This is a genomic window from Actinotalea alkalitolerans (genome assembly GCF_023369855.1).
In the GTDB taxonomy this organism is placed as follows: Bacteria; Actinomycetota; Actinomycetes; order Actinomycetales; family Cellulomonadaceae; genus Actinotalea.
The window spans coordinates 223,816-244,968 of the sequence record NZ_JAMBPP010000003.1; the positions used below are offsets into that span (position 1 = coordinate 223,816).

A 21,153-nucleotide genomic window follows, 5' to 3' on the forward strand; every position below is an offset into this window, starting at 1 on the left:
CCGCCTCGTCTCGGACGTCGACCCGGGGCCGGGGACCGGCCTCGGGCCCCGTCGCCAGTAATGTGACTCTCGGGGTTGAACATTTCTGCTGCGTTTCTCCTCGTTTCGGTCACGAGAACGCTGGTGTCGGGGCGGTAAAACCTCGGGTCGGGTGCGGCTCACCGCCCGATCACCGGCACGATGACCCCATGGACCTGGCCCGGCACGTCGAGGACCGCAGCCCCCGCGGGATCGCCACCGCGGTCGCCCGGCTGGTCCGGTCGGGTGAGCTCCAGGCCGGGGACCGGCTGCCCACCGTGCGTGCGCTGGCCACCGACCTCGGGGTCAGCCCCGCGACCGTGAGCGGTGCGTGGAAGGCCCTGGCCGGCATCGGCCTGGTCCGCACCCGCGGCCGGGCGGGCACCTACGTGCTGCCCGAGCCGCAGAGCTGGCTGCCTCCGCGCTACCGCGACCTGGCCACCGGCGCCGCCGCGACCCGCCTGGACCTGTCGACCGGGACCCCGGACCCCGAGCTCCTGCCGCCCCTGGGGCCCACCCTGCGACGGGTCGCGAGCTCGAACCCGGCAGCAGCCACGGGCAGCTACCTCGCCGCACCTCTGATCGAGCCGCTCGAACGGCTGCTGAGAGCCTCCTGGCCCTTCCCGCCCGAGCGGCTCACCGTCGTGGACGGTGCCGTCGACGCGATGAGCAGGGTCCTGGAGCAGATCACCGGGTTCGGCGACCGGGTCGCGATCGAGAACCCGTGCTTCCCCCCGGTGATCGACCTGGTCGAGCAGTTCGGGCTCGAGGCCGTGCCGGTCGACCTCGACCGGCACGGGATGCGCCCGGACCGCCTCGCATCCGCCCTCGAGGCCGGGGCGACCGTGGTGGTGATCCAGCCCCGGGCCCACAACCCGACCGGGGTCAGCCTCACCCCCACCCGGGCCCGCGAGCTGGCCCGGGTGCTGCGCGAGCGCGCCGACGGCCCCCGCGTCCACGTGATCGAGGACGACCACTCGGGTGAGATCTCCTCGGCGCGCGACGCCAGCCTCGGCCCGCTCGTGCCCGGGTCGGTGATCCACATCCGCTCGTACTCCAAGTCGCACGGGCCCGACCTGAGGATCGCCGCGGTCGGCGGGTCCGCCTCGGTGCTCGACGGCCTCGTCGCGCGCCGCATGCTCGGTCCCGGATGGACCAGCAGGCTGCTGCAGGAGGTGCTCGTCGACCTGATGACCGACCCGGGCGCGATCGGCACGGTGCTCGAGGCCCGGCGCATCTACTACGCGCGCCAACGGGCTCTGACCACCGCCCTGGCGACCCACGGGGTGGTGGTCACCCCCGGGGACGGCATCAACCTGTGGCTGCCTGTGGCCGACGAGGCGACCGCGCTGGTCCGGCTCGAGGCCGCCGGCATCCGGGTGGCCCCGGGAACCCCGTTCCTCGTGGGGGCACGGGCCGCATCCACCGCAGGTCACGTGCGGGTCACCGTCGGCTCGTTGCGCGGCGACGTCGAGGCGGTCGCCCGCATCCTCGCGCTGGCTGCTGCCTGATCACGGGTCCCGGCTGCCCCGACCGGCACGCCCCACCCGCGGCCCCAGGGGACTCAACTCCGCACGTGTGCTGCCGATGGGACGGACAGGTCGACCGCACCGCTGCGCGTCGCCGTCCTGGGAGGTCAACGGTCATGTCCGCGGTCGACGAGCTGCGCGCGACCACCGCGGACCCCCCGCTGCCCGACTGGGACGCCCTGGTCGAGGAGCTCGAGTTCCTCAGCGACTCCGACGCCCCGACCTGCGCCGCGCGCTCGACCGAGGCCATCCTCCTGGCCAGGGCGCGCAACGACGACGACGCCGAGATGCGGCTGTGCTACTACGCCGCGGTTGCCCACCACCACCTCGCCCACGACGCCGCGGCCCTCGAGGCGGCCTCCCGGACCGAGGCCATCGCCCGCGAGCGCGGCGAGCTCGTCTGGCACTCCCGGGCGCTGGCGTGCCAGGGACTGGTCCGTCACGAGCTCGGCGACCTCGAGGACGCCGTCGACCTCCTGATCCGGGCGCTCGAGGTCCGGCGCGAGGCGGGCGACGCGCAGGGCTCGGCCGAGATCCTGCACAGCCTGGGAACCGTGTACACCGGGATGGTGCAGTTCGGCCCGCAGGCCGCGCAGTCACTGACTGACGCTCGCCGCCTGTGGCTCGCGGCCGACGACCCCGACCGGGCGTCGATGGCCCTGACCAGCCTCGCGCGGACCTACGTGGTGACCAGCGCGCGACTCGTCGAGGACAACCCGCAGGGGGCACGGACCGCCGCCCGGCACGCCCTGGGCATCGCCCGCCAGGCGGTCGAGGAGGCCGACGCCGCAGGTCTGAGCCGCACCGGGATCGACGCGCGGCTCGCGGTGGTCGGAGCGCTGATGATCGCGGGCGACCTCCCCGCCGCCGGGAGGGTGCTGGACACGACCCGGGCCATGCTCGAGCGCTTCCCCACCAGCCGCCAGCAGCTGGTCCTGCACCGGGTGCGCAGCGGGTGGCTCGTGCGGCTCGGCCGCCACGACGAGGCGGTCCTCGAGCTGTGCGACGGGCTCGACCTCGCCGAGGAGCTCGACCGGCCCGCCGAGAGGCTCGAGCTGCTCCGGACCCTGGTCGAGGCGCACGAGGGTCGCGGCGACGTCGTCGGTGCCCTGCGCACCCTGCACGAGGTGCACGACCTCACCGTGCGCCGCAGCGACGCCGTCGCCGAGCGCCGGGCCGTGCTGCTGAGCTCGCGGATGGAGGTCGAGCGCGCCGAGCGCGCGGCCGAGGCCGCTCGCCGCCGCACCGCAGAGCTCGAGCAGCGCAACGCCCGCCTGTCCCACGAGGCGAGCCACGACGCCCTGACGGGTCTGGCGAACCGGCGCGCGCTGGACGTCGCCCTGACGGCATGGACCACCGACCACACCGGCCCCTTCGCCGTCGCGCTCGTCGACATCGACCACTTCAAGGCGGTCAACGACGACTTCTCCCACCAGGTCGGCGACCAGGTGCTGACCCGGCTCGGCGCCTTGCTGAGCGAGGCCGTCCGGGCGAACGACCTCGCGGCGCGCTACGGCGGCGAGGAGTTCGCGCTGCTGCTCGACGGCGTCGAGGGCCCGTCGGCCTGGGCGGCGTGCGACCGCATCCGGGCTGTCGTGAACGCGTGCGACTGGGAGGACCTGGTGCCCGGGTACGGCCTCGCGGTGAGCATCGGGGTGACCGCCGCCGCCGCGGGGCACGACGTCGCCGACCTGCTCCGCCGGGCGGACACCGCGCTGTACGCCGCCAAGGGGCGCGGTCGCAACCAGGTCGTCCTCGCCCCGCCGGCGGAGGTCTGCGCACCGGCCGATGGTCGAGCCGACACCACCGGGCTCGCGGTCCCCTAGGCTGGTACCGGATCCTGGGCCCCGCACTGGCCCGGTCGCGCGGCCTGGTCCTGGGCCGTGATCCACGGTCGCCAGCTGGTCCGGCCCCACCACGCCCCGTTCAGCCCTGGAGCCCTTGTGCCCGCTCACCTCCGCCCCGCTCACCCCGTTCCCCGCGTGACCCGTCGCACGGCGGCCACCGGCGTGCTGGCCGTCGCCCTCCTGGCCGGCTGCGCCGCCGCGCCACCGACCGCCCAGGAGGTCGGCAACCCTCCCGCCCCCGCGGCCCCCGCGGTCACCGGCTTCCCGGTCACCGTCGACAACTGCGGCACCGAGGTCACGGTGGCCGCTCCCCCGCAGCGCGTCGTGGCGATCAAGTCGAGCGCGATCGAGATGCTGCTCGCCCTGGGCCTCGGCGACCGGGTGGTCGGCACCGGGTTCCCCGACGGCCCCGCGCCCGAGGACCTCGCCGTGGCCGCCGCCGCGCTCCCGGTGCTCTCGGACCAGGTCCCCTCGGCCGAGGTGGTCCTGGAGACCGAGCCGGACCTGGTCTACGCCGGCTGGGAGTCCAGCTTCTCCGCCGAGGGGGCCGGTGAGCGCGCGGCACTCGCGGACCTGGGCGTCGCGACCTACGTCTCGCCGTCGGCCTGCAAGGAGCCCGCCTACCAGCCCGACCGTCTCACCTTCGAGGAGGTCTTCGCCGAGGTCACCGAGGTCGCCCGACTCCTGGGCGTGCCCGAGGCCGCCGAGGAGCTCGTCGCGACCCAGCAGGAGGTGCTCGACGGGGTCGAGCCCGACGACCGCGGGCTGACCGCCCTGTGGTACTCCTCAGGCACCGACGTGCCCTACGTCGGCGCCGGGATCGGCGCCCCGCAGATGCTCATGGACGCCGCCGGGCTGACCAACGTCGCGGCCGAGGTCCAGGACACCTGGACCTCGTTCGGCTGGGAGCAGGTCGTCGCCGACGACCCCGACGTCATCGTCCTGGTCGACTCGGCGTGGAACACCGCAGAGCACAAGCGCGAGCTGCTCGCCAGCAACCCGGCCACGGCGAACCTCGACGCGGTACGTCACGAGCGCTACGTCGTGCTGCCCTTCGCCTCGACCGAGGCGGGGGTGCGCAACGTGCACGCGGTCGCCGAGGTCGTCCGCCAGCTGCAGACCCTCGACGTCACCGGATGACCGACCGGGCGCCGACCCGTCGCCCCGCCCCCCGAGGCCTCCCGACCTGGGCGGCGATGACCGGGGCGGGTGTGCTCCTGCTCGCCTCGCTGACGCTCGCGGTGACCGTCGGCCCGGCGGACATCGCCCCGACCGACGTCTGGCGATCGCTCGGGCACCATCTCGCGGTGGCCCTGGGGGCCGCGCCGCCCGGCCCGGACCCGACGCTGGGCCTGCTGCGCGACGGGATCGTGTGGGAGCTACGGCTCCCCCGGGTGCTGACAGCGGCGGCAGTGGGAGCCGGGCTGGGGGTGGCGGGCGCGGTGATGCAGAGCCTGACACGCAACCCGCTGGCCGACCCCTACCTGCTGGGACTCTCCTCGGGGGCGTCGCTGGGTGCCGTCGCGGTCCTCGTGCTCGGTGTCACCGTCCTGCTGCCCGTCGCTGCGTTCGCCGGGGCGGTGCTGGCGCTCGTCGCCGCACTGTCCCTGGCAGGGTCGCTGGGCACCCTCACCCCGGCCCGTACGGTGCTCGCCGGGCTCGCGGTCGCCCAGCTGTGCGCCGCAGCCACCTCGTTCGTGATCTTCTGGTCGGCCACGGGTGACTCCTACCGCGAGATCCTCAGCTGGCTGATGGGATCGCTCGGCGGGGCGACGTGGGGGTCGGTGAGCATCGCCGGCACCGCGGTGCTGCTCCTGGGTCCCGTGCTGCTCGCCAACGCCCGGACGCTGGACGCGTTCGCGTTCGGCGACACGGCGGCCGCTGCCCTGGGTATCGGGGTGGCCCGCACCCGGTGGAGCCTGCTGACGGTCGTCGCGCTGCTGACCGGTGGCCTGGTGGCCGTGAGCGGCTCGATCGGCTTCGTCGGGCTGATCCTGCCCCACGCCGTGCGTCTGGTGGTCGGTGCCGGGCACCGCCGGCTGCTGCCGCTCACCGCACTGCTGGGCGCCTCCTTCCTGGTCTGGGCGGACACCGTCGCCCGCACCGTCTTCGCCCCGCGTGAGCTGCCCGTGGGAATCGTCACGGCCTTCCTCGGCGCTCCCGTGTTCGCCTTCCTGCTCTGGCAGCGGCGCAGCAGCAGCGGAGACCTCGCGTGAGCCTGCGGCTCGACCACCTGGCCTGGTCGGTCGACGGACGCGTGATCCTCGACGGCGTGGACTGCACCCCACCACGCGGTGCGCTGACGGGTCTGCTGGGGCCCAACGGGGCGGGGAAGTCCACCCTGCTGCGCCTGGTCGTCGGCGCACAGCGGCCCGACCAGGGGCACGCGGTGCTCGACGACGTCGACCTGCTCGGCCTTCCCCGCAGGGACCGGGCCCGCAGGGTCGCCCTGGTCGAGCAGGAGGCCACGACCACCTCTCCGCTGACGGTCCGTGAGGCCGTGCTGCTGGGACGCACGCCGCACGCGTCCCGCTGGGGCGGTTTCAGCGCACGCGACCTCTCGGTGGCGGCCACGGCCCTGGCCGAGGCCGGGATCGGCCACTTCGCCGAGCGCCGCCTGAGCACTCTGTCGGGTGGCGAGCGGCAGCGGGTGCACCTGGCCCGCGCCCTGGCCCAGGAGCCCGACCTCCTGCTGCTCGACGAACCCACGAACCACCTCGACGTGCACGCCCAGCTGGACACCCTTGCCGTGGTCGGCGGGCTCACCGCGCGGGGCGTGACGGTCGTGGCCGCACTGCACGACCTGAACCTCGCTGCAGCGGCGTGCGACCACCTCGTGCTGCTGCGGGCCGGCCGGGTCGTGGCCACCGGGAGCGTCGAGGAGGTGCTGCGGCCCGAGGTGATCGAGCCGGTCTACGGGGTGCGGTGCCTGGTGCTGACCCATCCTGAGACGGGCCGGCCGGTACTCACCTTCACCGCCCGATGAGCGGGTGGCACGATGGATCCATGACACCAACCCTCTGGCTCACCGGTGACCCCGAGGCCGACCGGCTGCTCGACGACGACCCGTTCGCGCTGCTCATCGGGATGCTCCTGGACCAGCAGGTCGCGATGGAGACCGCCTTCGCCGGCCCGCACAAGATCGCCGAGCGGATGGGTGGCCTGGACGTGCACCGCGTCGCGGGGGCCGACCCCGACGACTTCGCCGCGATGTGCGCGACCCCGCCGGCGGTGCACCGCTACCCGGGCTCGATGGCCCAGCGGATCCAGGCGGTCGCCGCGGCCCTGGTCGAGCGCTACGACGGCGACGTCACCAGGCTGTGGTCCGAGGGTGACCCCGACGGTGGCGAGGTGCTTCGGCGGTTGCGCGCGCTGCCCGGCTTCGGCGAGCAGAAGGCCCGCATCTTCGTGGCGCTGCTGGGCAAGCAGCGCGGCGTGCGCCCCGAGGGGTGGCGTGAGGCCGCCGGCCCCTACGGCGAGGAGGGTGCGCGTCGGTCGATCGCCGACGTGACCGACGGGTCGAGCCTGCTCGAGGTCCGCGAGACCAAGAGGGCCCTCAAGGCCGCCGCCCGGTCCCAGGGCTGAGTCGGCGTGCGGATCACGGTGCTGTCCGGTGGTGTGGGCGGTGCCCGCTTCACCCTGGGGCTGCTCGCGCTGCTGCGTGAGCGCCTGCCCGACGGCTCGGGAGGCACCACGGCCGAGGTGACGGTGGTCGCCAACACCGGGGACGACATGTGGCTGCACGGCGTGCGCGTGTGTCCCGACCTGGACACCCTGATGTACACCCTGGGCGGCGCGGTGCACCCCGGGCAGGGCTGGGGACGCCGCGAGGAGACCCGTCGCGTCTCGACCGACCTGGCTGCCTACGACCTCGGCTGGGACTGGTTCACCCTGGGTGACCTGGACCTGGCCACCCACCTGGCCCGCACCCAGCTGCTGCGCGAGGGGTTCACGCTGTCGCAGGTCACCGACCGGTTGTGCCGGCGCTGGCAGCCCGGGGTCAGGCTCGTGCCGATGTCCGACCACGAGGTCGAGACCCACGTCCTGGTCACCGACGACGACGGCACCTCCCCTCGCCCCGAGCGGCTGATGCACTTCGAGGAGTGGTGGGTGCGGTACCGCGCCTCCTTGCCGGCACTGCGCTTCGTCCAGGTCGGGCTCGAGGGAGCGGTCCCGGCTCCCGGGGTCCTGGCAGCGCTCACCGAGACCGACGTGGTGCTGCTGCCACCGTCGAACCCGGTGGTCTCGGTCGGCACGATCCTGGCCCTGCCCGGGGTACGCGCGGCCCTGGCGGGATCGCCGGCGCCCGTGGTCGGGGTCTCACCGATCGTGGGGGGCGCGGCGGTCCGTGGCATGGCCGACGCCTGCCTGCGCACCCTGGGCGTCGAGACCAGTGCCGCGGCCGTGGCCCGGCACTACGGGCTGCGCTCGGCGGGTGGGCTGCTCGACGCGTGGCTCGTCGACACCGCTGACTCCGGGTGTGTGCTCGGCCTCGCCGGGCAGGGGTGGCTGGTGAGCGCCGTCCCGACGCTCATGACCGACGTCGCGGCGACCGCGGAGATCGCTGCCCAGGCCCTGGCGCTGGTCGGCCGCGAGCCCTGACGTCAGCCCGTCGGCCGCCCGGCCCACCGGTCGAGCACGGCCCGCGTGCGCGGCCCGACACCGATCCGGCCGACGGACGCGAGGTCGGCCGGCAGGTCGACGTCCTGACGTGCCGGCGAGCCCTCCGGCAGGACGAGCGCGACGTGACCCGCGGCGCGGTGCGCGGCCGCCGATCCGGGTCCGAACCGGGGCTCGAGGTCCACCCCGGGCAGCGCCGCGAGCACCGTGGTCCCGGTGCCCTCGGCATCGTTGACCACCGAGCGGGGATGAGCCGCCGCTGCCCGCAGGACCTCCTCGAGGTCGTGGGGCCGCAGACCGGGAAGGTCCGCGAGGACCACTGCCACTCCGTGACCCGGGTCAGCCTGGCGGGCCTCCCGGATCCCCGCGGCCAGGGCGGGGTTCAGACCACCCCCGTCGGGCTCCTCCATCACGTGGACCCACGCCCCGGGCAGGTCCACGACCGCGCGACGCAACCCGGGGTCGTCGGTCACCAGCACCACCCGCCCGACCGCCTGCGTCGCGGCGACCGAGGCCAGCGTGTCCAGGGCCATCGCCGTCACGAGAGCCCCCCGCGCCGCAGGCTCGAGCGTCCCTGCGAGCCGGGTCTTGCCCTGTGCGACCAGCTTGACGGGAACCACGACCGTCCAGCGTGGCACCGTCATGCGCCGGGCCGGGGGACGGGTGGCCCTTCGACACCGTCCGCACGGGACACGGCGTCCTTCCAGCCCTCGGCGTAGGCCTCCTCGCTACCCAGGGCGAACATGTCGCCCGGGCCCAGGCGCACCACCGCACGTGCGCCCGGACCGTCACCCTCGGTCACCAGGTGACCCACCCCGCGGACCAGGGCGACGGGTCGGCCCGTCGCCTTGCCCTTGACGAGCTCTGCCGCGGCGGCGATCTCGTCGGCGACGGCTGCCATGCTCACCTCGAGGGGACGTCCGTGAGAGTCCACCTGCCCCCTCAGGTCGTCCAGGACCGTGACGCCGGCCGCCCCGATCGCCAGGTCGGTCTGGCCGTGCCGCCACGGCCTCCCGGCGGTGTCGGTCACCAGGACGCCGAGGCGTGCGCCGAAGCGCTGCTGCAGGCCGGCGCGCAACCGCCGCGCCGACACGTCCGGGTCGAGCGGGAGGAGCAGCACCGTGCCCGCAGCGGTGTTGGAGGCGTCGACACCGGCCGCGGCCATCACCAGTCCGAGCCTGTTCTCGACGATCCGGGTCACCCCACCCGGGTGCTGGCGGGTCGCGACCACGCGGACCGTCTCGGCCGTGATCGCCGCCTCTCGGTCGGCCGCTGCGACGACCCGACCCTCGGCCTTGGAGACGATCTTGCTGGTGACGACCACCACGTCGCCGTCGCGCGGCGCACCCCAGGGCTGCTCTCCTGCCAGGGCCGCACCGACGAGCTCGACGAGGTCGTCACCGGGTACGACCTCCCCGATGCCCTCGGGGGCCCACACGGTCAGCGCGCTCACCGGCTGAGCCGGGGGAGCACGTCGGAGGCGAAGGTGGTGATCCACTCACGCTGGTTGCGGCCCACGTTGTGCAGGTAGATCCGGTCGAAGCCGAGGTCGACGTACCGCTGGATGGCCGCGCGGTGCACGTCGGGGTCCGCGGAGACCACCATGCGGCCCTCGAAGTCCTCGGGCCGTACCAGCTTGGCCATCTGCTCGAAGTCGAAGGGTGAGCGGATGTCGGCCTTGGGGAACCGCATACCCCCGTTGGGCCACTCCGTCAGCGCGTTCGCCATCGCCTCCTCGTCGGTGGCCGCCCACGACAGGTGCACCTGGAGCACCTTGGGCATCGTGGAGGGGTCCTTGCCTCCCTCCCGTGCCCCGGCGTCGAACCTCGCGAACAGCCCGGCGATCTTCTCCAGGGGTGCACCCACGGTGATCAGCCCGTCGGCGTGCCGGCCCGCCCGGCGAGCGGTGACCGGACCCGCGGTCGCGACCAGGATCTCGGGGGCGGTCTCGGGCATGGTCCACAACCGCGTCTGCTCGAGCCTGTAGAACTGTCCCGTGTGCTTGGTGTCCTTGCCCGCGAGCGAGGCCGAGAAGAGCTTGTTGATGATCTCGACGGCCTCGAACATGCGGTTGATGCGCTCGGGGGCCTCGGGCCAGTACCCACCCACGACGTGCTCGTTGAGCGCCTCGCCCGAGCCGATCCCCAACCAGTGCCGGCCCGGGTACATCGCGCCCAGGGTCGCCGAGGCCTGGGCCACCATCGCCGGGTGCCAACGGAACGTCGGTGCCGTCACCCCCGGGCCGATGTCACCCGAGGTCCGCTCCCCCAGCGCGGCCAGGACGTTCCAGACGAAGGCGCTGTGCCCCTGCTGGGGTACCCACGGCTGGAAGTGGTCGGCCGCCATCACCCCCGAGAAGCCGTGCTGCTCGGCCAGGACGGACAGCTCGACGACCTCGCGCGGATGGAACTGCTCGAGCATCGCCGCGTAGCCGATCGTCAGCCCCGCCATGGATGACCTCCCGGTCGGTCGTCGCCGGGGCGGACGCACCGCCCCGGCGACGACCCTACCGAGCGTGCCCTCACTCGTACGAGACGGCCTCGAGCACGTCCATCCGCGCCGCACGGATCGCCGGCCACACCGCGGCCACCCCTCCGACCAGCACCGCCAGACCCAGGAACACCCCGAGCTGGGTCCAGGGCACGACCAGCACCGACAGTCCCTCGTCGGCGAAGACGGTCGGCAGGGTCGAGGCCAGGCCGGCTCCCACGACGACTCCCAGGACGGTGCCGAAGACCGCCGTGAGCACCGACTCGATGGTGACCACCGAGGCGAGCTGGGTCCGGCCCAGGCCGACCGCGCGCAGCAGCCCGATCTCCCGGGTCCGTTCGGCGATCGACAGCGCGAGGGTGTTGACGATGCCGAGCACCGCGATGACGATCGACAGGCCCAGCAGCGCGTAGAGGATCACCAGGATCTGGTTGACCTGGTCGGCGATGCGGTCGGCGAACTGCTCGGCGTCCATCACCGAGACCACGACGTACGGTCGCGCTGCGGCGGTCAGGTCCTCCCGCAGCGTCTCGAGGTCGGTTCCCGGCGCGGCGACGACGAAGACCGAGTCGATCGCCGCGTCCGGTGCGGCCACGACCGCGGTGAAGACCTCGTCGGGCAGGATCAGCGGCACCCCGAGTGCCCGGGAGTCGACCACGACACCGATCGTCGCGGTGCGTCGCCCCTCGCTGCCGCGCAGGTCGACGGTGTCCCCGACGACCCAGCCGCGGCTCTCCGCCTCGGCCTTCTGCACGGCGAGCTCGCCCTGGGCCAGCCGGTCCAGCGAGCCGTCCACGACGTTGATCTCCAGCGAGGTCCCGAAGATCGCGGGGTCGACCCCCAGGGCCAGCACCTGGTCCTCGCCGACCAGGACCACCGAGAAGTGCAGCGCGTCCGCCCGCTGGACCCCGGGCAGGTCGGCGACCTCCTGGGCCAGGCCACCGGGGACCTGCCCGGTGGCCGACTGCAGGAGGTAGTCGGCCGTCGCCTCCTCGTCGACGATGCTGCGGGTCGAGGCCTCGGTCGAGGCCGCGAGCACCGACGCGGCACCGACCAGGGCCATCCCGATCATCAGGGCACCGGCGGTGCTCGCCGTCCGCTTCGGGTTGCGGGTGACGTTGCCGCGGGCGAGACCGCCCAGCGGACGCAGCAGGGCGACCGCCGGGGCGGCCAGCACCCCGAGCGCAGCGGGGACGACTGTCGGTGCGAGCAGGAGGACGCCCAGCACCACCGCGGCTGCACCGAGGCCCAGCACCGTCCCGCGCTCGTCCACCCTGTCCGCCACCGCCATGCCGACCGCTGCGAGCCCACCCGCCACGAGCACGCCGCCGAGCGCCGCCCGCAGGGTCGAGGCACGGTCGTGGACGACGACGTCGTCCCGCATCGCCTCGACGGGCGGCGTGAGCGCTGCCCGTCGAGAAGGCACCGCGGCCGCGACGAGGCTCACCACGGTCCCGGTGACCACCGAGACGAGCACCGTGTAGCCGTCCAGCGGGATGCGCCCGGACAGCTCCATGCCCATCTGGGCGAACACCACCCGTAGTGCCGCGACCAGACCCACGCCTGCGCCCACGCCCAGCACCGAGCCCAGCACCCCCACGACCCCGGCCTGCACCAGGATCGAGGTGAAGACCTGGCGCGGCGAGGCACCGATCGCCCGGAGCATCGCGAACTCGCGCTGACGCTGCCGGACGAGCATCTGGAAGGTGTTGCTGATGATGAAGGCGCCGACGAAGAGCGAGATGCCCGCGAAGACGAGCAGGAAGGTCGAGACGAAGCCGAGGGCCGACTGGATCTGCTCCTGGGTCTCGGCGCGCAGGGCCGCTCCGGTGGCGGCCTCGACCGAGGACCCGCCGGGCAGTGCCGCCGTCAGCCTCTCGACGACCTCCGTCTCGTCGAGCCCCTCGGACGCGTACACCGCGATGGTGGCCACACGGCCGTCCGGGGCGTAGGCGGTGGTCGCGGTCGCGACGTCGAGGAAGACGATCGTGGCGCCGGCGACCGGGGCCCCGAAGGCCACCTCCCCGACGACCTCGACCTCCACGAGCGCCCCGGCCACCACGACGGTGGTGGTGTCGCCCAGGGCGAGCCCCGAGGCCCGCAGGCTCGCCGACTCGAGCGCGATCTCGGTGGGTCCCGACGGTGCGCGGCCCTGCACCACGATGGCCGCTGGTTCGTCCGGGTGCAGGCCGATCGCGAAGCTGGGTGCCCCGCCGCCCCCGGCGACGGCGGTGCCGTCCGCCCCGACGAGCACGGCGGGTCCGGTGAGGTCGGGGATCACCGTCTCGACCCCGTCGACGTCGGCGACGTCCTGCACGAGGGACAACGGGATGCGGTTGCGGTCGCCGGCGACCTCGGCCCCCGGGCCCATCGGCGCGGCTCCGGCGGCGACCTCCGAGCCACGCAGGTACGCGTCACCCGTGAGCGAGGACTCGACGATGTCGCTGAACGTGCTCGACATCATCGAGCGCAGCGAGAAGGTGCCCGCGACGAAGGCGACGCCGAGCAGCACCGCCAGGACGGACAGCAGGAACCGGCCGAGGTGGCTGCGGATCCCCCGGAGCGCGACGCGGGTCACCGGCTGACCCGCCGACCGACCGCGACGGGCGGGGCGTCACGCTCGGCACGGCCCGCACCGAGGTCGCGCAGGGCGTCCAGGACGCTCTCGGAGGTCGGGTCGGCGAGCTCGGCGACCAGTCGGCCGTCGGCCAGGAACAGGACCCGGTGCGCGTACGAGGCGGCCGTCGGGTCGTGGGTCACCATGACCACCGACTGGCCGAGCTCGTCGACCGAGCGCCGCAGGAAGCCCAGCACCTCGCCTGACGAGCGTGAGTCGAGGTTCCCGGTCGGCTCGTCGGCGAAGACCACGGCGGGGCGCGAGGCGAGCGCGCGGGCGCAGGCGACCCGTTGCTGCTGCCCGCCCGAGAGCTCGCTGGGCCGGTGGTCGAGGCGGTCGCGCAGGCCCACCGCGTCGACGACGGTGTCGAACCAGTCCCGGTCGACCGGTCGCCGCGCGATGTCCAGCGGGAGGGTGATGTTCTCCTCGGCGGTGAGCGTGGGGATCAGGTTGAAGGCCTGGAAGACGAAGCCGAGGCGGGTGCGACGGAGTCGGGTCAGCTGGGACTGCTTCATCCGGCCGACGTCGTCGCCGTCGACGACGACGGTGCCCGAGGTCGGGGTGTCCAGGCCCGCCATGCAGTGCATCAGCGTGGACTTGCCGGAACCCGACGGGCCCATGATCGCGGTGAGGTCGCCGCGGCCGAAGTCGACGCTGATGCCGTCCAGGGCACGGACGGCCGTCTCCCCCTTCCCGTAGATCTTGACCAGGTCACGTGCGGAGGCGATGGGCCCCGCGGTGGGGTCGGCGGCCGTCTCAGGCATGGGTGTTCCGTTCTTCTCGTCGATGATGCGTCGATCATCGTGGGTCGCCAGGGCGCCCGGGATCGGGGACAACCCTCATCACCCCCTGAGATTGTGCGCGCGAACCCCTGACCCCTGCCAGGGGTCGGTGCAGGCGGACCTCCCACGGTCTGGGAGAATCGGCGACCATGAGCGACCAGCGCCCCACCTCGACCCCTGACCCGACCGCACCCACGGCGACGTCACGGGTACCGGACAAGGTCAGCCTGGACGGTCTCGAGGTGCGCTGGGACGCGGCCTGGAGCTCGGCCGGCACCTACGACTTCGACCGGACGGCGACCCGCGACCAGGTCTACTCGATCGACACGCCTCCCCCCACGGTCTCCGGTTCGCTGCACGTGGGTCACGTCTTCTCGTACACGCACACCGATGTGGTCGCGCGGTTCTGGCGCATGCGTGGCCGCGAGGTGTTCTACCCGATGGGTTGGGACGACAACGGTCTGCCGACCGAGCGCAGGGTGCAGAACTACTACGGGGTGCGGTGCGAGCCGTCGCTCCCCTACACCCCGGACCTCGAGCCACCGCACGAGGGTGGTGACGGCAAGAGCGTCCGGGCTGCCGACCAGCTCCCGGTCTCGCGGCGCAACTTCATCGAGCTGTGCGAGCGGCTCACAGTCGAGGACGAGCGTCAGTTCGAGGCGCTCTGGCGGCGCCTGGGGCTGTCGGTCGACTGGCGGCACCACTACCAGACCGTCGGTGTGGCCTCGAGGGTCGTGGCGCAGAAGGCCTTCCTGCGCAACCTCGCCCGGGGAGAGGCCTACCAGGCCCAGGCCCCGGGCCTGTGGGACGTGACCTTCCAGACCGCGGTCGCCCAGGCCGAGCTCGAGGCCCGTGAGTACCCGGGTCACTTCCACCGGGTCGCGTTCCACGGGGCCCAGGGTCCGGTCCACGTCGAGACCACCCGCCCCGAGCTGATCCCCGCGGTCGTGGCGCTGATCGCCCACCCCGACGACGAGCGCTACCAGCACCTGTTCGGCACCACCGTCCGCGCGCCGCTCTTCGACATCGAGGTGCCCGTCCTGGCGCACCCCGCCGCCGAGCCCGACAAGGGCGCGGGCATCGCGATGTGCTGCACCTTCGGCGACCTCACGGACGTGCAGTGGTGGCGCGAGCTCCAGCTGTCGACGCACCCTGTGATCAGCCGGGACGGCCGCATCCTGCGCGAGACGCCCGAGTGGATCGCCTCCGAGACGGGTCGGCACCTGTTCGAGGAGCTGGCCGGCAAGACGACCTTCTCGGCCCGCTCCGCCGTCGTGGACGCGTTGCGGGCCTCGGGCGACCTCGACGGCGAGCCGACCCCCACGCAGCGGATGGCCAACTTCTACGAGAAGGGCGACAAGCCCCTCGAGATCGTCACCTCCCGCCAGTGGTACATCCGCAACGGCGGACGGGCGGACGGTCGCGGCGAGGGGCTGCGCGAGGAGCTGCTCGCCCGGGGTGAGGAGCTCGCGTTCCACCCCGACTTCATGCGGGTGCGCTACGAGAACTGGGTCGGCGGCCTCAACGGTGACTGGCTGATCTCCCGCCAGCGGTTCTTCGGGGTGGCGATCCCGCTCTGGTACCGGGTCGACGCCCAGGGTGAGGTGGACCACTCCAGCCCGTTGGTGCCCGACGAGGCGACCCTCCCGGTCGACCCGACGAGCGACGTGCCGGAGGGGTTCACCCCGGACCAGCGCGGTGTGCCCGGGGGCTTCGTCGGCGAGGCCGACGTGATGGACACGTGGGCCACGTCCTCGTTGTCGCCGCAGATCGCCGGTGGGTGGGAGTCCGACCCGGACCTGTTCGAGCGGGTCTTCCCGATGGACCTGCGACCCCAGGGCCAGGACATCATCCGGACCTGGCTCTTCTCGACCGTGGTCCGCTCGCACCTCGAGCACGGCTCGCTGCCCTGGAAGCACGCAGCGATCTCGGGCTGGATCCTGGACCCGGACCGCAAGAAGATGAGCAAGTCCAAGGGCAACGTGGTCACCCCCATGGGTCTGCTCGAGGAGCACGGCTCGGACGCGGTGCGCTACTGGGCGGCCTCCGCACGCCTGGGCACCGACGCGGCCTTCGAGGTCGGGCAGATGAAGATCGGCCGCAGACTGGCGATCAAGGTGCTCAACGCGAGCAAGTTCGCGCTCGGCTTCGGGGCGGCCGAGGCGGGCGACCCGGACCCCTCTCAGGTCACCGAGCCGCTGGACCGCGCGATGCTCGCAGGGCTGGCCGACGTCACCGACAAGGCCACCGCCGCCCTCGAGGCGTACGACCACACCCGCGCCCTGGAGGTCACCGAGACGTTCTTCTGGACCTTCTGCGACGACTACCTGGAGCTGGTCAAGGACCGCGCCTACGGCGCACAGGACGCCGCCGGCGCACCGTCGGCCGGGACCGTCTCGGCGCGTGCGGCCCTCGCCCTCGCGCTCGACTCCCTGCTGCGGCTGCTCGCCCCGGTGCTCCCGTTCGCGACCGAGGAGGTGTGGTCCTGGTGGCGCACAGGCTCGGTGCACCGCGCACCGTGGCCGCTGGCCGCCCCGCTGCGCGCGGCAGCGGGCGACGCCGATCCGTCGACCCTGCTCGCGGCGGGCCGGGCTCTGGCCGCGCTGCGGAAGGTCAAGTCGGAGGCCAAGGTCTCGATGCGGACGCAGATCGCCCGGGCCGAGCTCGCCGTCCCGGCGTCCCACCTGGACCTGGTGCGCGCCGCGCTCGAGGACGTCAGGGCCGCCGGGCGTGCGCTCGACCTGTCCGTGGTGGGGGAGGAGATCGAGGTCGCCGTCGTGCGTGACGCGGAGCTGGTGCCCGCCGAGCCACGCGTCGACGGACCATCGTCCCGTGCATAGGTAGTAGATTGAGTGTATATTCTTGCGGTCCACTCGATCGCGAGAAAGCTGCCCTGCCATGCGTGCACCCCTGTCCCGACCGACCCTCGCACTGCTGGTGGCCGCCGGCCTCGGTGCGGCCCTGACCGGCTGCGCGTCGACCCCGACCACCGAGGCCTCCGCGGACGGCGCACCTGACCTGGTGACCGACGGCGCTCTGACCGTGTGCACCAACACCCCCTACGAGCCCTTCGAGTACGAGGAGGCCGGCCAGGTGGTCGGCCTGGACATCGACCTCATGCAGGAGGTCGCCGACGACCTCGGGGTCGAGGTGACCGTCGTGGTCACCGCCTTCGAGGGGATCCAGTCGGGAGCAGACCTCGACGTCGGCAAGTGCGACGTCGTCGCCTCCGCAGTCACCATCACCGACGAGCGCGCCGCCAAGTTCGACTTCTCGCAGCCCTACTTCGACGCCGACCAGGGGCTCCTGGTACCCGCAGGATCCGGCATCGACTCCCTCGAGGAGCTCGACGGGGTCGACGTGGGGGTGCAGCAGGCCACCACGGGCGAGGACTGGGCGGTCGAGAACGACCTCGCGGCCGTGCAGTTCGAGGAGCTCGGCCTGCAGGTCCAGGCGCTGCGGACCGGCCAGGTCGGCGCCGTGCTCAACGACATCGCCGTGCTCGGGGCCTTCGTGGACGACTCGACGGAGATCGGCACCGTCTTCCCCACGGGTGAGCAGTACGGGTTCGGCGTCCGCAAGGGCAACGTCGCGCTGCTCGCCGCGATCGACGCCACGCTCGAGCGGATCGCCGAGGACGGCACCTACGAGGCCCTCTACACCGCGCGGGTCGGGACCGCGCCGGCCGACTCCTGACCATGGCGGCCACCCTGTCCCCTCCCCCGGTGCGGCCGGTCGCACGGCCCCGGATGAGTCCTCGTCGGCGGGCCCGCACCGCGCGCGGCATCCAGTACGCGCTGCTGCTGGTGGCCGCGGCCGTCGTGGTCGCGGTGACCGACTGGCGCCAGGTCGGGGTCTCGTTCTTCAACCCGACCGTCGCCGTCGAGATGCTGCCGACCCTCGGTCGCGCGCTGACCAACACCCTGGTGTACACCGCAGCGGCGTTCGCGGTCGGGCTCAGCCTGGGGCTCCTGCTGGCGCTGATGAAGCTCTCCTCGGTGCGGCCCTACCGCTGGATCGCGACTCTCTACATCGAGTTCTTCCGGGGGATCCCGGCACTGCTCGTCGTGGTCGCGTTCGGCTACGCCGTGCCGGTCGCCCTGGGCGTCTCGATCGGTTCGCTGACCGCCAAGGCCGCCCTGGCCCTGGGCATGGTCTCGGCCGCCTACATCGCCGAGACGCTGCGGGCCGGCATCCAGGCCGTCCCCCGCGGACAGGTCGAGGCCGCCCGGTCCCTGGGGATGTCGCACGGTCGGACGATGGTCACCATCGTGATCCCGCAGGCGTTCCGGATCGTGCTCCCACCGATGACCAACGAGCTCATCCTGCTCACCAAGGACACCTCCCTGATCTTCCTGCTCGGCCTGACCCCGGCGCAGTACGACCTCACCAAGCTGGGGCGTGACTTCCTGAGCAGCGCGACCGGCGGGCTGACCGCGCTGTTCGTGATCGGCGCCTGCTACCTGTGCATCACCATCCCCCTCGGTCTCCTGGCCCGCCGGCTCGAGGCCACGACCGGACGAGGCACCCGCTGATGGCCCTGCCGCCCACCACCCCCCCGACCCCTCCCGCGGCAGGTCCCGTCGTCACGATCAGCGGGCTCCACAAGTCCTTCGGCGACCGCGAGGTGCTGCGCGGGATCGACCTCGAGGTCGGCTCGGGTGAGGTCGTGTGCGTGATCGGCCCCTCGGGCTCGGGGAAGTCGACGCTGCTGCGCTGCGTCAACCTCCTCGAGCAGCCGACCGCGGGGACGGTCACGGTGCTCGGCACCGAGGTCACCGACCCTGACGTGGACATCGACCAGGTCCGGTCGCGGGTGGGCATGGTCTTCCAGCAGTTCAACCTCTTCGCCCACCAGAGCGTGCTGCAGAACTGCACCCTGGCCCAGCGGAAGGTGCTCGGGCGGTCCCGGGCCCAGGCCGAGGCCGTGGCCATGAAGAACCTCGAGCACGTGGGCCTGGCCGACCGTGCGCAGTCGATGCCCTCACAGCTCTCGGGAGGCCAGCAGCAACGCGTCGCGATCGCCCGCGCCCTGAGCATGGACCCCGAGCTGATGCTCTTCGACGAGCCGACGTCCGCCCTGGACCCCGAGCTCGTCGGTGAGGTGCTCGCCGTCATGCGCGACCTGGCCCAGGAGGGCATGACCATGCTCGTGGTCACCCACGAGATGGCCTTCGCGCGCGAGGTGGGAGACCGCGTCGTCTTCATGGATGACGGGAGCGTGGTCGAGACCGGACCTGCCGACCAGGTGATCGGTGCACCCGCCGAGGAGCGGACGCAGGCCTTCCTGCGGCGCGTCCTGGACCCCACCCACCTGCAGGTCGGCGGCCCGAACGGGACCTGACCCGGGACCCCTCGCGATATCGTCGCAGCGCGGACACCACATCGGGTGCCGCACCTGATGCGGAGAACCCAGTGCGCGAGATCGTCACCCCCAGCCTCATCGCCGGCCACGAGGAGGTGTCGATCCCCGACCTCCTGGCCGCACGGCTCGCACGCTCCCCCGACGCACCCCTGATCGAGCGCAAGTCCGAGCTCGGCGGCACGTGGCAGCCGATCAGCGCCCGCGCCTTCGTCGCCGAGGTGACGGCCGTGGCCAAGGGACTCGTCGCACGCGGGATCAGCCCCGGCGACCGGGTCTCCATCATGAGCCGGACCCGCTACGAGTGGACCGTGCTCGACTTCGCCGTCTGGGCGGCCGGCGCGGTCTCGGTCCCCGTGTACGAGACGTCGTCGGCCGACCAGGTCGGGTGGATCCTCGCCGACGCCGAGGTCAGGCTCGCGATCGTCGAGACGACGGCGCACGGCTCGCTCACCGAGGGCCTTCGCGCCGGGCTGCCGGGCCTGGAGGGGGTCCTGGTGATCGACGACGGCGCCCTGGCCGACCTCGTCCAGGAGGGCACACAGGTCCAGACCCACGAGATCACCCGGCGCAGCGCGCTCGCCGGGTTCGACGACCTCGCCACGATCATCTACACCTCGGGGACCACAGGGCGTCCCAAGGGGGTCGAGCTGACCCACGGGAACTTCGTCTCCCTCACCCTCGAGGGCGTGCAGGGGCTGCGCGAGGTGTGCGCGATGCCCCACTCACGCACCCTGCTGTTCATGCCGCTGGCCCACGTCTTCGCCCGATTCATCCAGGTGCTGTGCATCCCGTCGGGTGCTGTGCTCGGCCACACCCCCGACACCAGGAACCTGCTGGCCGACCTCGGCTCGTTCCGGCCGACGTTCGTGCTCTCGGTGCCCCGTGTCTTCGAGAAGGTCTACAACTCCTCGGAGCAGAAGGCCGCCGGCGGAGTACGGCTGCGCCTGTTCCGCTGGGCCGCCAAGACGTCGATCGACTACTCGCGGGCCCTGGACCTGGACGAGGGACCCGATCTCCTGCTGCGCGCCCGGCACGCGCTGGCCGACCGCCTCGTCCTGCACAAGGTCCGCAACGCGCTGGGTGGGGCCGCCGAGTACGCGGTCTCGGGCGGCGCGCCCCTCGGGGAGCGGCTCGGTCACTTCTACCGCGGTCTGGGCCTGCGGGTCCTCGAGGGCTACGGCCTCACCGAGACCACCGCCCCGACCGCCGTCAACCTGCCCGCCAAGACCACGATCGGCACCGTGGGTCCGCCCTTCCCGGGGGCCTCGATCCGGCTCGCGGACGACGGCGAGATCGAGGTCGCCGGTGCCCACGTCTTCCGCGGCTACCACAACAACCCCGACGCCACGGCCGAGGCACTGCGTGACGGCTGGTTCCGCACGGGCGACCTGGGCTCCCTCGACGAGGACGGCTACCTGCGGATCACCGGCCGCAAGAAGGAGATCATCGTCACCGCGGGGGGCAAGAACGTCGCACCCGCCCCGCTCGAGGACCGCCTGCGCGGGCACCCGCTGGTCAGCCAGGTCGTCGCGGTCGGTGACGGGCGGCCGTTCATCGCGGCTCTGGTCACCCTCGACGCCGAGATGCTGCCCGGCTGGCTGACCACGCACGGCCTGCCGGCGATGGACGTCCGCGCTGCGGCCCGCCACCCCGAGGTGCTCGCGGCCCTGGACCGCGCGGTCGAGCGGGCCAACTCGGCGGTCTCGCGCGCGGAGTCGATCCGCAAGGTCAGGGTGCTCGTCACCGACTTCACCGAGACCAACGGCTACCTGACACCCTCGCTCAAGGTCCGCCGACGCGAGGTCCTGGCATCCTTCGCCGACGAGGTCGACGCGATCTACGCACCCTGAGACCGACGGGCTGTCCCAGGGTGCGCCGATCGTCC

General features: G+C 73.1%; 17 protein-coding genes. 12 read left to right on the top strand and 5 right to left on the bottom strand.

Features of this window, described 5'->3' with window-relative positions; translation table 11 throughout:
* The first annotated feature begins 188 nt into the window (after positions 1-188).
* The 7 genes from M1R94_RS04580 to cofD all read left to right on the top strand — a co-directional run bounded on the left by M1R94_RS04580 (position 189) and on the right by cofD (position 7,996).
* Positions 189-1,529: an aminotransferase class I/II-fold pyridoxal phosphate-dependent enzyme gene (locus M1R94_RS04580; protein ID WP_249380482.1), complete on the top strand. Its 1,341-nt coding sequence runs from the start codon at positions 189-191 to the stop codon at positions 1,527-1,529.
* Positions 1,530-1,663: 134 nt separating this feature from the next.
* Positions 1,664-3,373 carry a GGDEF domain-containing protein gene (locus tag M1R94_RS04585; protein ID WP_249380483.1) on the top strand — a complete coding sequence of 570 codons (1,710 nt, stop codon included), beginning with the start codon at positions 1,664-1,666 and terminating at the stop codon, positions 3,371-3,373.
* Positions 3,374-3,529: 156 nt separating this feature from the next.
* Entirely contained in the window at positions 3,530-4,534 is a 1,005-nt protein-coding gene (locus tag M1R94_RS04590; protein ID WP_249380484.1) for a putative F420-0 ABC transporter substrate-binding protein, read from the top strand.
* Entirely contained in the window at positions 4,531-5,610 is a 1,080-nt protein-coding gene (locus M1R94_RS04595) for a putative F420-0 ABC transporter permease subunit (protein ID WP_374109425.1), read from the top strand. The genes M1R94_RS04590 and M1R94_RS04595 overlap by 4 nt, the downstream gene beginning before the upstream one ends.
* Positions 5,607-6,380: a putative F420-0 ABC transporter ATP-binding protein gene (locus M1R94_RS04600; RefSeq protein WP_249380485.1), complete on the top strand. Its 774-nt coding sequence runs from the start codon at positions 5,607-5,609 to the stop codon at positions 6,378-6,380. Before M1R94_RS04595 ends, M1R94_RS04600 begins: the two co-directional genes overlap by 4 nt.
* 20 nt (positions 6,381-6,400) lie before the next feature.
* Positions 6,401-6,979: an HhH-GPD-type base excision DNA repair protein gene (locus tag M1R94_RS04605; RefSeq protein ID WP_249380486.1), complete on the top strand. Its 579-nt coding sequence runs from the start codon at positions 6,401-6,403 to the stop codon at positions 6,977-6,979.
* A 6-nt stretch (positions 6,980-6,985) separates the two neighbouring features.
* Entirely contained in the window at positions 6,986-7,996 is a 1,011-nt protein-coding gene (gene cofD / locus M1R94_RS04610) for a 2-phospho-L-lactate transferase (RefSeq protein ID WP_249380487.1), read from the top strand.
* A gap of 2 nt (positions 7,997-7,998) precedes the next feature.
* Here the strand turns inward: cofD and cofC are convergent, their stop codons facing one another.
* The 5 genes from cofC to M1R94_RS04635 form a co-directional block, all read right to left on the bottom strand.
* On the bottom strand, positions 7,999-8,634 hold the full coding sequence (gene cofC, locus M1R94_RS04615) for a 2-phospho-L-lactate guanylyltransferase (RefSeq protein WP_249380488.1): 636 nt from the start codon (positions 8,632-8,634) through the stop codon (positions 7,999-8,001).
* A gap of 20 nt (positions 8,635-8,654) precedes the next feature.
* A complete protein-coding gene (gene cofE, locus M1R94_RS04620) occupies positions 8,655-9,467 on the bottom strand; it encodes a coenzyme F420-0:L-glutamate ligase (RefSeq protein ID WP_249380489.1) in 813 nt (270 codons plus the stop codon).
* Positions 9,464-10,465, bottom strand: a complete 1,002-nt coding sequence (locus M1R94_RS04625; RefSeq protein ID WP_249380490.1) for a TIGR03557 family F420-dependent LLM class oxidoreductase — start codon at positions 10,463-10,465, stop codon at positions 9,464-9,466. The genes cofE and M1R94_RS04625 overlap by 4 nt, the downstream gene beginning before the upstream one ends.
* A 70-nt stretch (positions 10,466-10,535) precedes the next feature.
* The gene (locus M1R94_RS04630; protein WP_249380491.1) at positions 10,536-13,082 is read right to left on the bottom strand and encodes an ABC transporter permease; all 2,547 of its coding nucleotides are present in this window, start codon (positions 13,080-13,082) and stop codon (positions 10,536-10,538) included.
* Entirely contained in the window at positions 13,079-13,885 is an 807-nt protein-coding gene (locus tag M1R94_RS04635; protein ID WP_249380492.1) for an ABC transporter ATP-binding protein, read from the bottom strand. The genes M1R94_RS04630 and M1R94_RS04635 overlap by 4 nt, the downstream gene beginning before the upstream one ends.
* Before the next feature lie 167 nt (positions 13,886-14,052).
* On the opposite strand from M1R94_RS04635, the gene valS reads away from it, so the two are divergent.
* The 5 genes from valS (at position 14,053) to M1R94_RS04660 (ending at position 21,118) form a co-directional block, all read left to right on the top strand.
* Positions 14,053-16,743 carry a valine--tRNA ligase gene (gene valS, locus M1R94_RS04640; RefSeq protein ID WP_249380493.1) on the top strand — a complete coding sequence of 897 codons (2,691 nt, stop codon included), beginning with the start codon at positions 14,053-14,055 and terminating at the stop codon, positions 16,741-16,743.
* Between the two features lie 58 nt (positions 16,744-16,801).
* Positions 16,802-17,599: an ABC transporter substrate-binding protein gene (locus M1R94_RS04645; RefSeq protein WP_249380494.1), complete on the top strand. Its 798-nt coding sequence runs from the start codon at positions 16,802-16,804 to the stop codon at positions 17,597-17,599.
* A gap of 2 nt (positions 17,600-17,601) precedes the next feature.
* Positions 17,602-18,438 (top strand): amino acid ABC transporter permease, encoded by an 837-nt coding sequence (locus M1R94_RS04650; RefSeq protein ID WP_249380495.1) that lies wholly within the window; start codon positions 17,602-17,604, stop codon positions 18,436-18,438.
* On the top strand, positions 18,438-19,247 hold the full coding sequence (locus tag M1R94_RS04655; protein ID WP_249380496.1) for an amino acid ABC transporter ATP-binding protein: 810 nt from the start codon (positions 18,438-18,440) through the stop codon (positions 19,245-19,247). Before M1R94_RS04650 ends, M1R94_RS04655 begins: the two co-directional genes overlap by 1 nt.
* Before the next feature lie 71 nt (positions 19,248-19,318).
* Entirely contained in the window at positions 19,319-21,118 is a 1,800-nt protein-coding gene (locus M1R94_RS04660) for an AMP-dependent synthetase/ligase (RefSeq protein ID WP_249380497.1), read from the top strand.
* Positions 21,119-21,153 lie beyond the last annotated feature (35 nt).

Coding starts and splice junctions, on each gene's coding strand:
- valS (WP_249380493.1), top strand. CDS start 14,053: ATGAGCGACCAGCGCCCCACCTCGACCCCTGACCCGACCGCACCCACG.
- M1R94_RS04585 (WP_249380483.1), top strand. CDS start 1,664: ATGTCCGCGGTCGACGAGCTGCGCGCGACCACCGCGGACCCCCCGCTG.
- M1R94_RS04650 (WP_249380495.1), top strand. CDS start 17,602: ATGGCGGCCACCCTGTCCCCTCCCCCGGTGCGGCCGGTCGCACGGCCC.
- M1R94_RS04605 (WP_249380486.1), top strand. CDS start 6,401: ATGACACCAACCCTCTGGCTCACCGGTGACCCCGAGGCCGACCGGCTG.
- M1R94_RS04645 (WP_249380494.1), top strand. CDS start 16,802: ATGCGTGCACCCCTGTCCCGACCGACCCTCGCACTGCTGGTGGCCGCC.
- M1R94_RS04595 (WP_374109425.1), top strand. CDS start 4,531: ATGACCGACCGGGCGCCGACCCGTCGCCCCGCCCCCCGAGGCCTCCCG.
- M1R94_RS04635 (WP_249380492.1), bottom strand. CDS start 13,885: ATGCCTGAGACGGCCGCCGACCCCACCGCGGGGCCCATCGCCTCCGCA.
- M1R94_RS04655 (WP_249380496.1), top strand. CDS start 18,438: ATGGCCCTGCCGCCCACCACCCCCCCGACCCCTCCCGCGGCAGGTCCC.
- M1R94_RS04580 (WP_249380482.1), top strand. CDS start 189: ATGGACCTGGCCCGGCACGTCGAGGACCGCAGCCCCCGCGGGATCGCC.
- M1R94_RS04625 (WP_249380490.1), bottom strand. CDS start 10,465: ATGGCGGGGCTGACGATCGGCTACGCGGCGATGCTCGAGCAGTTCCAT.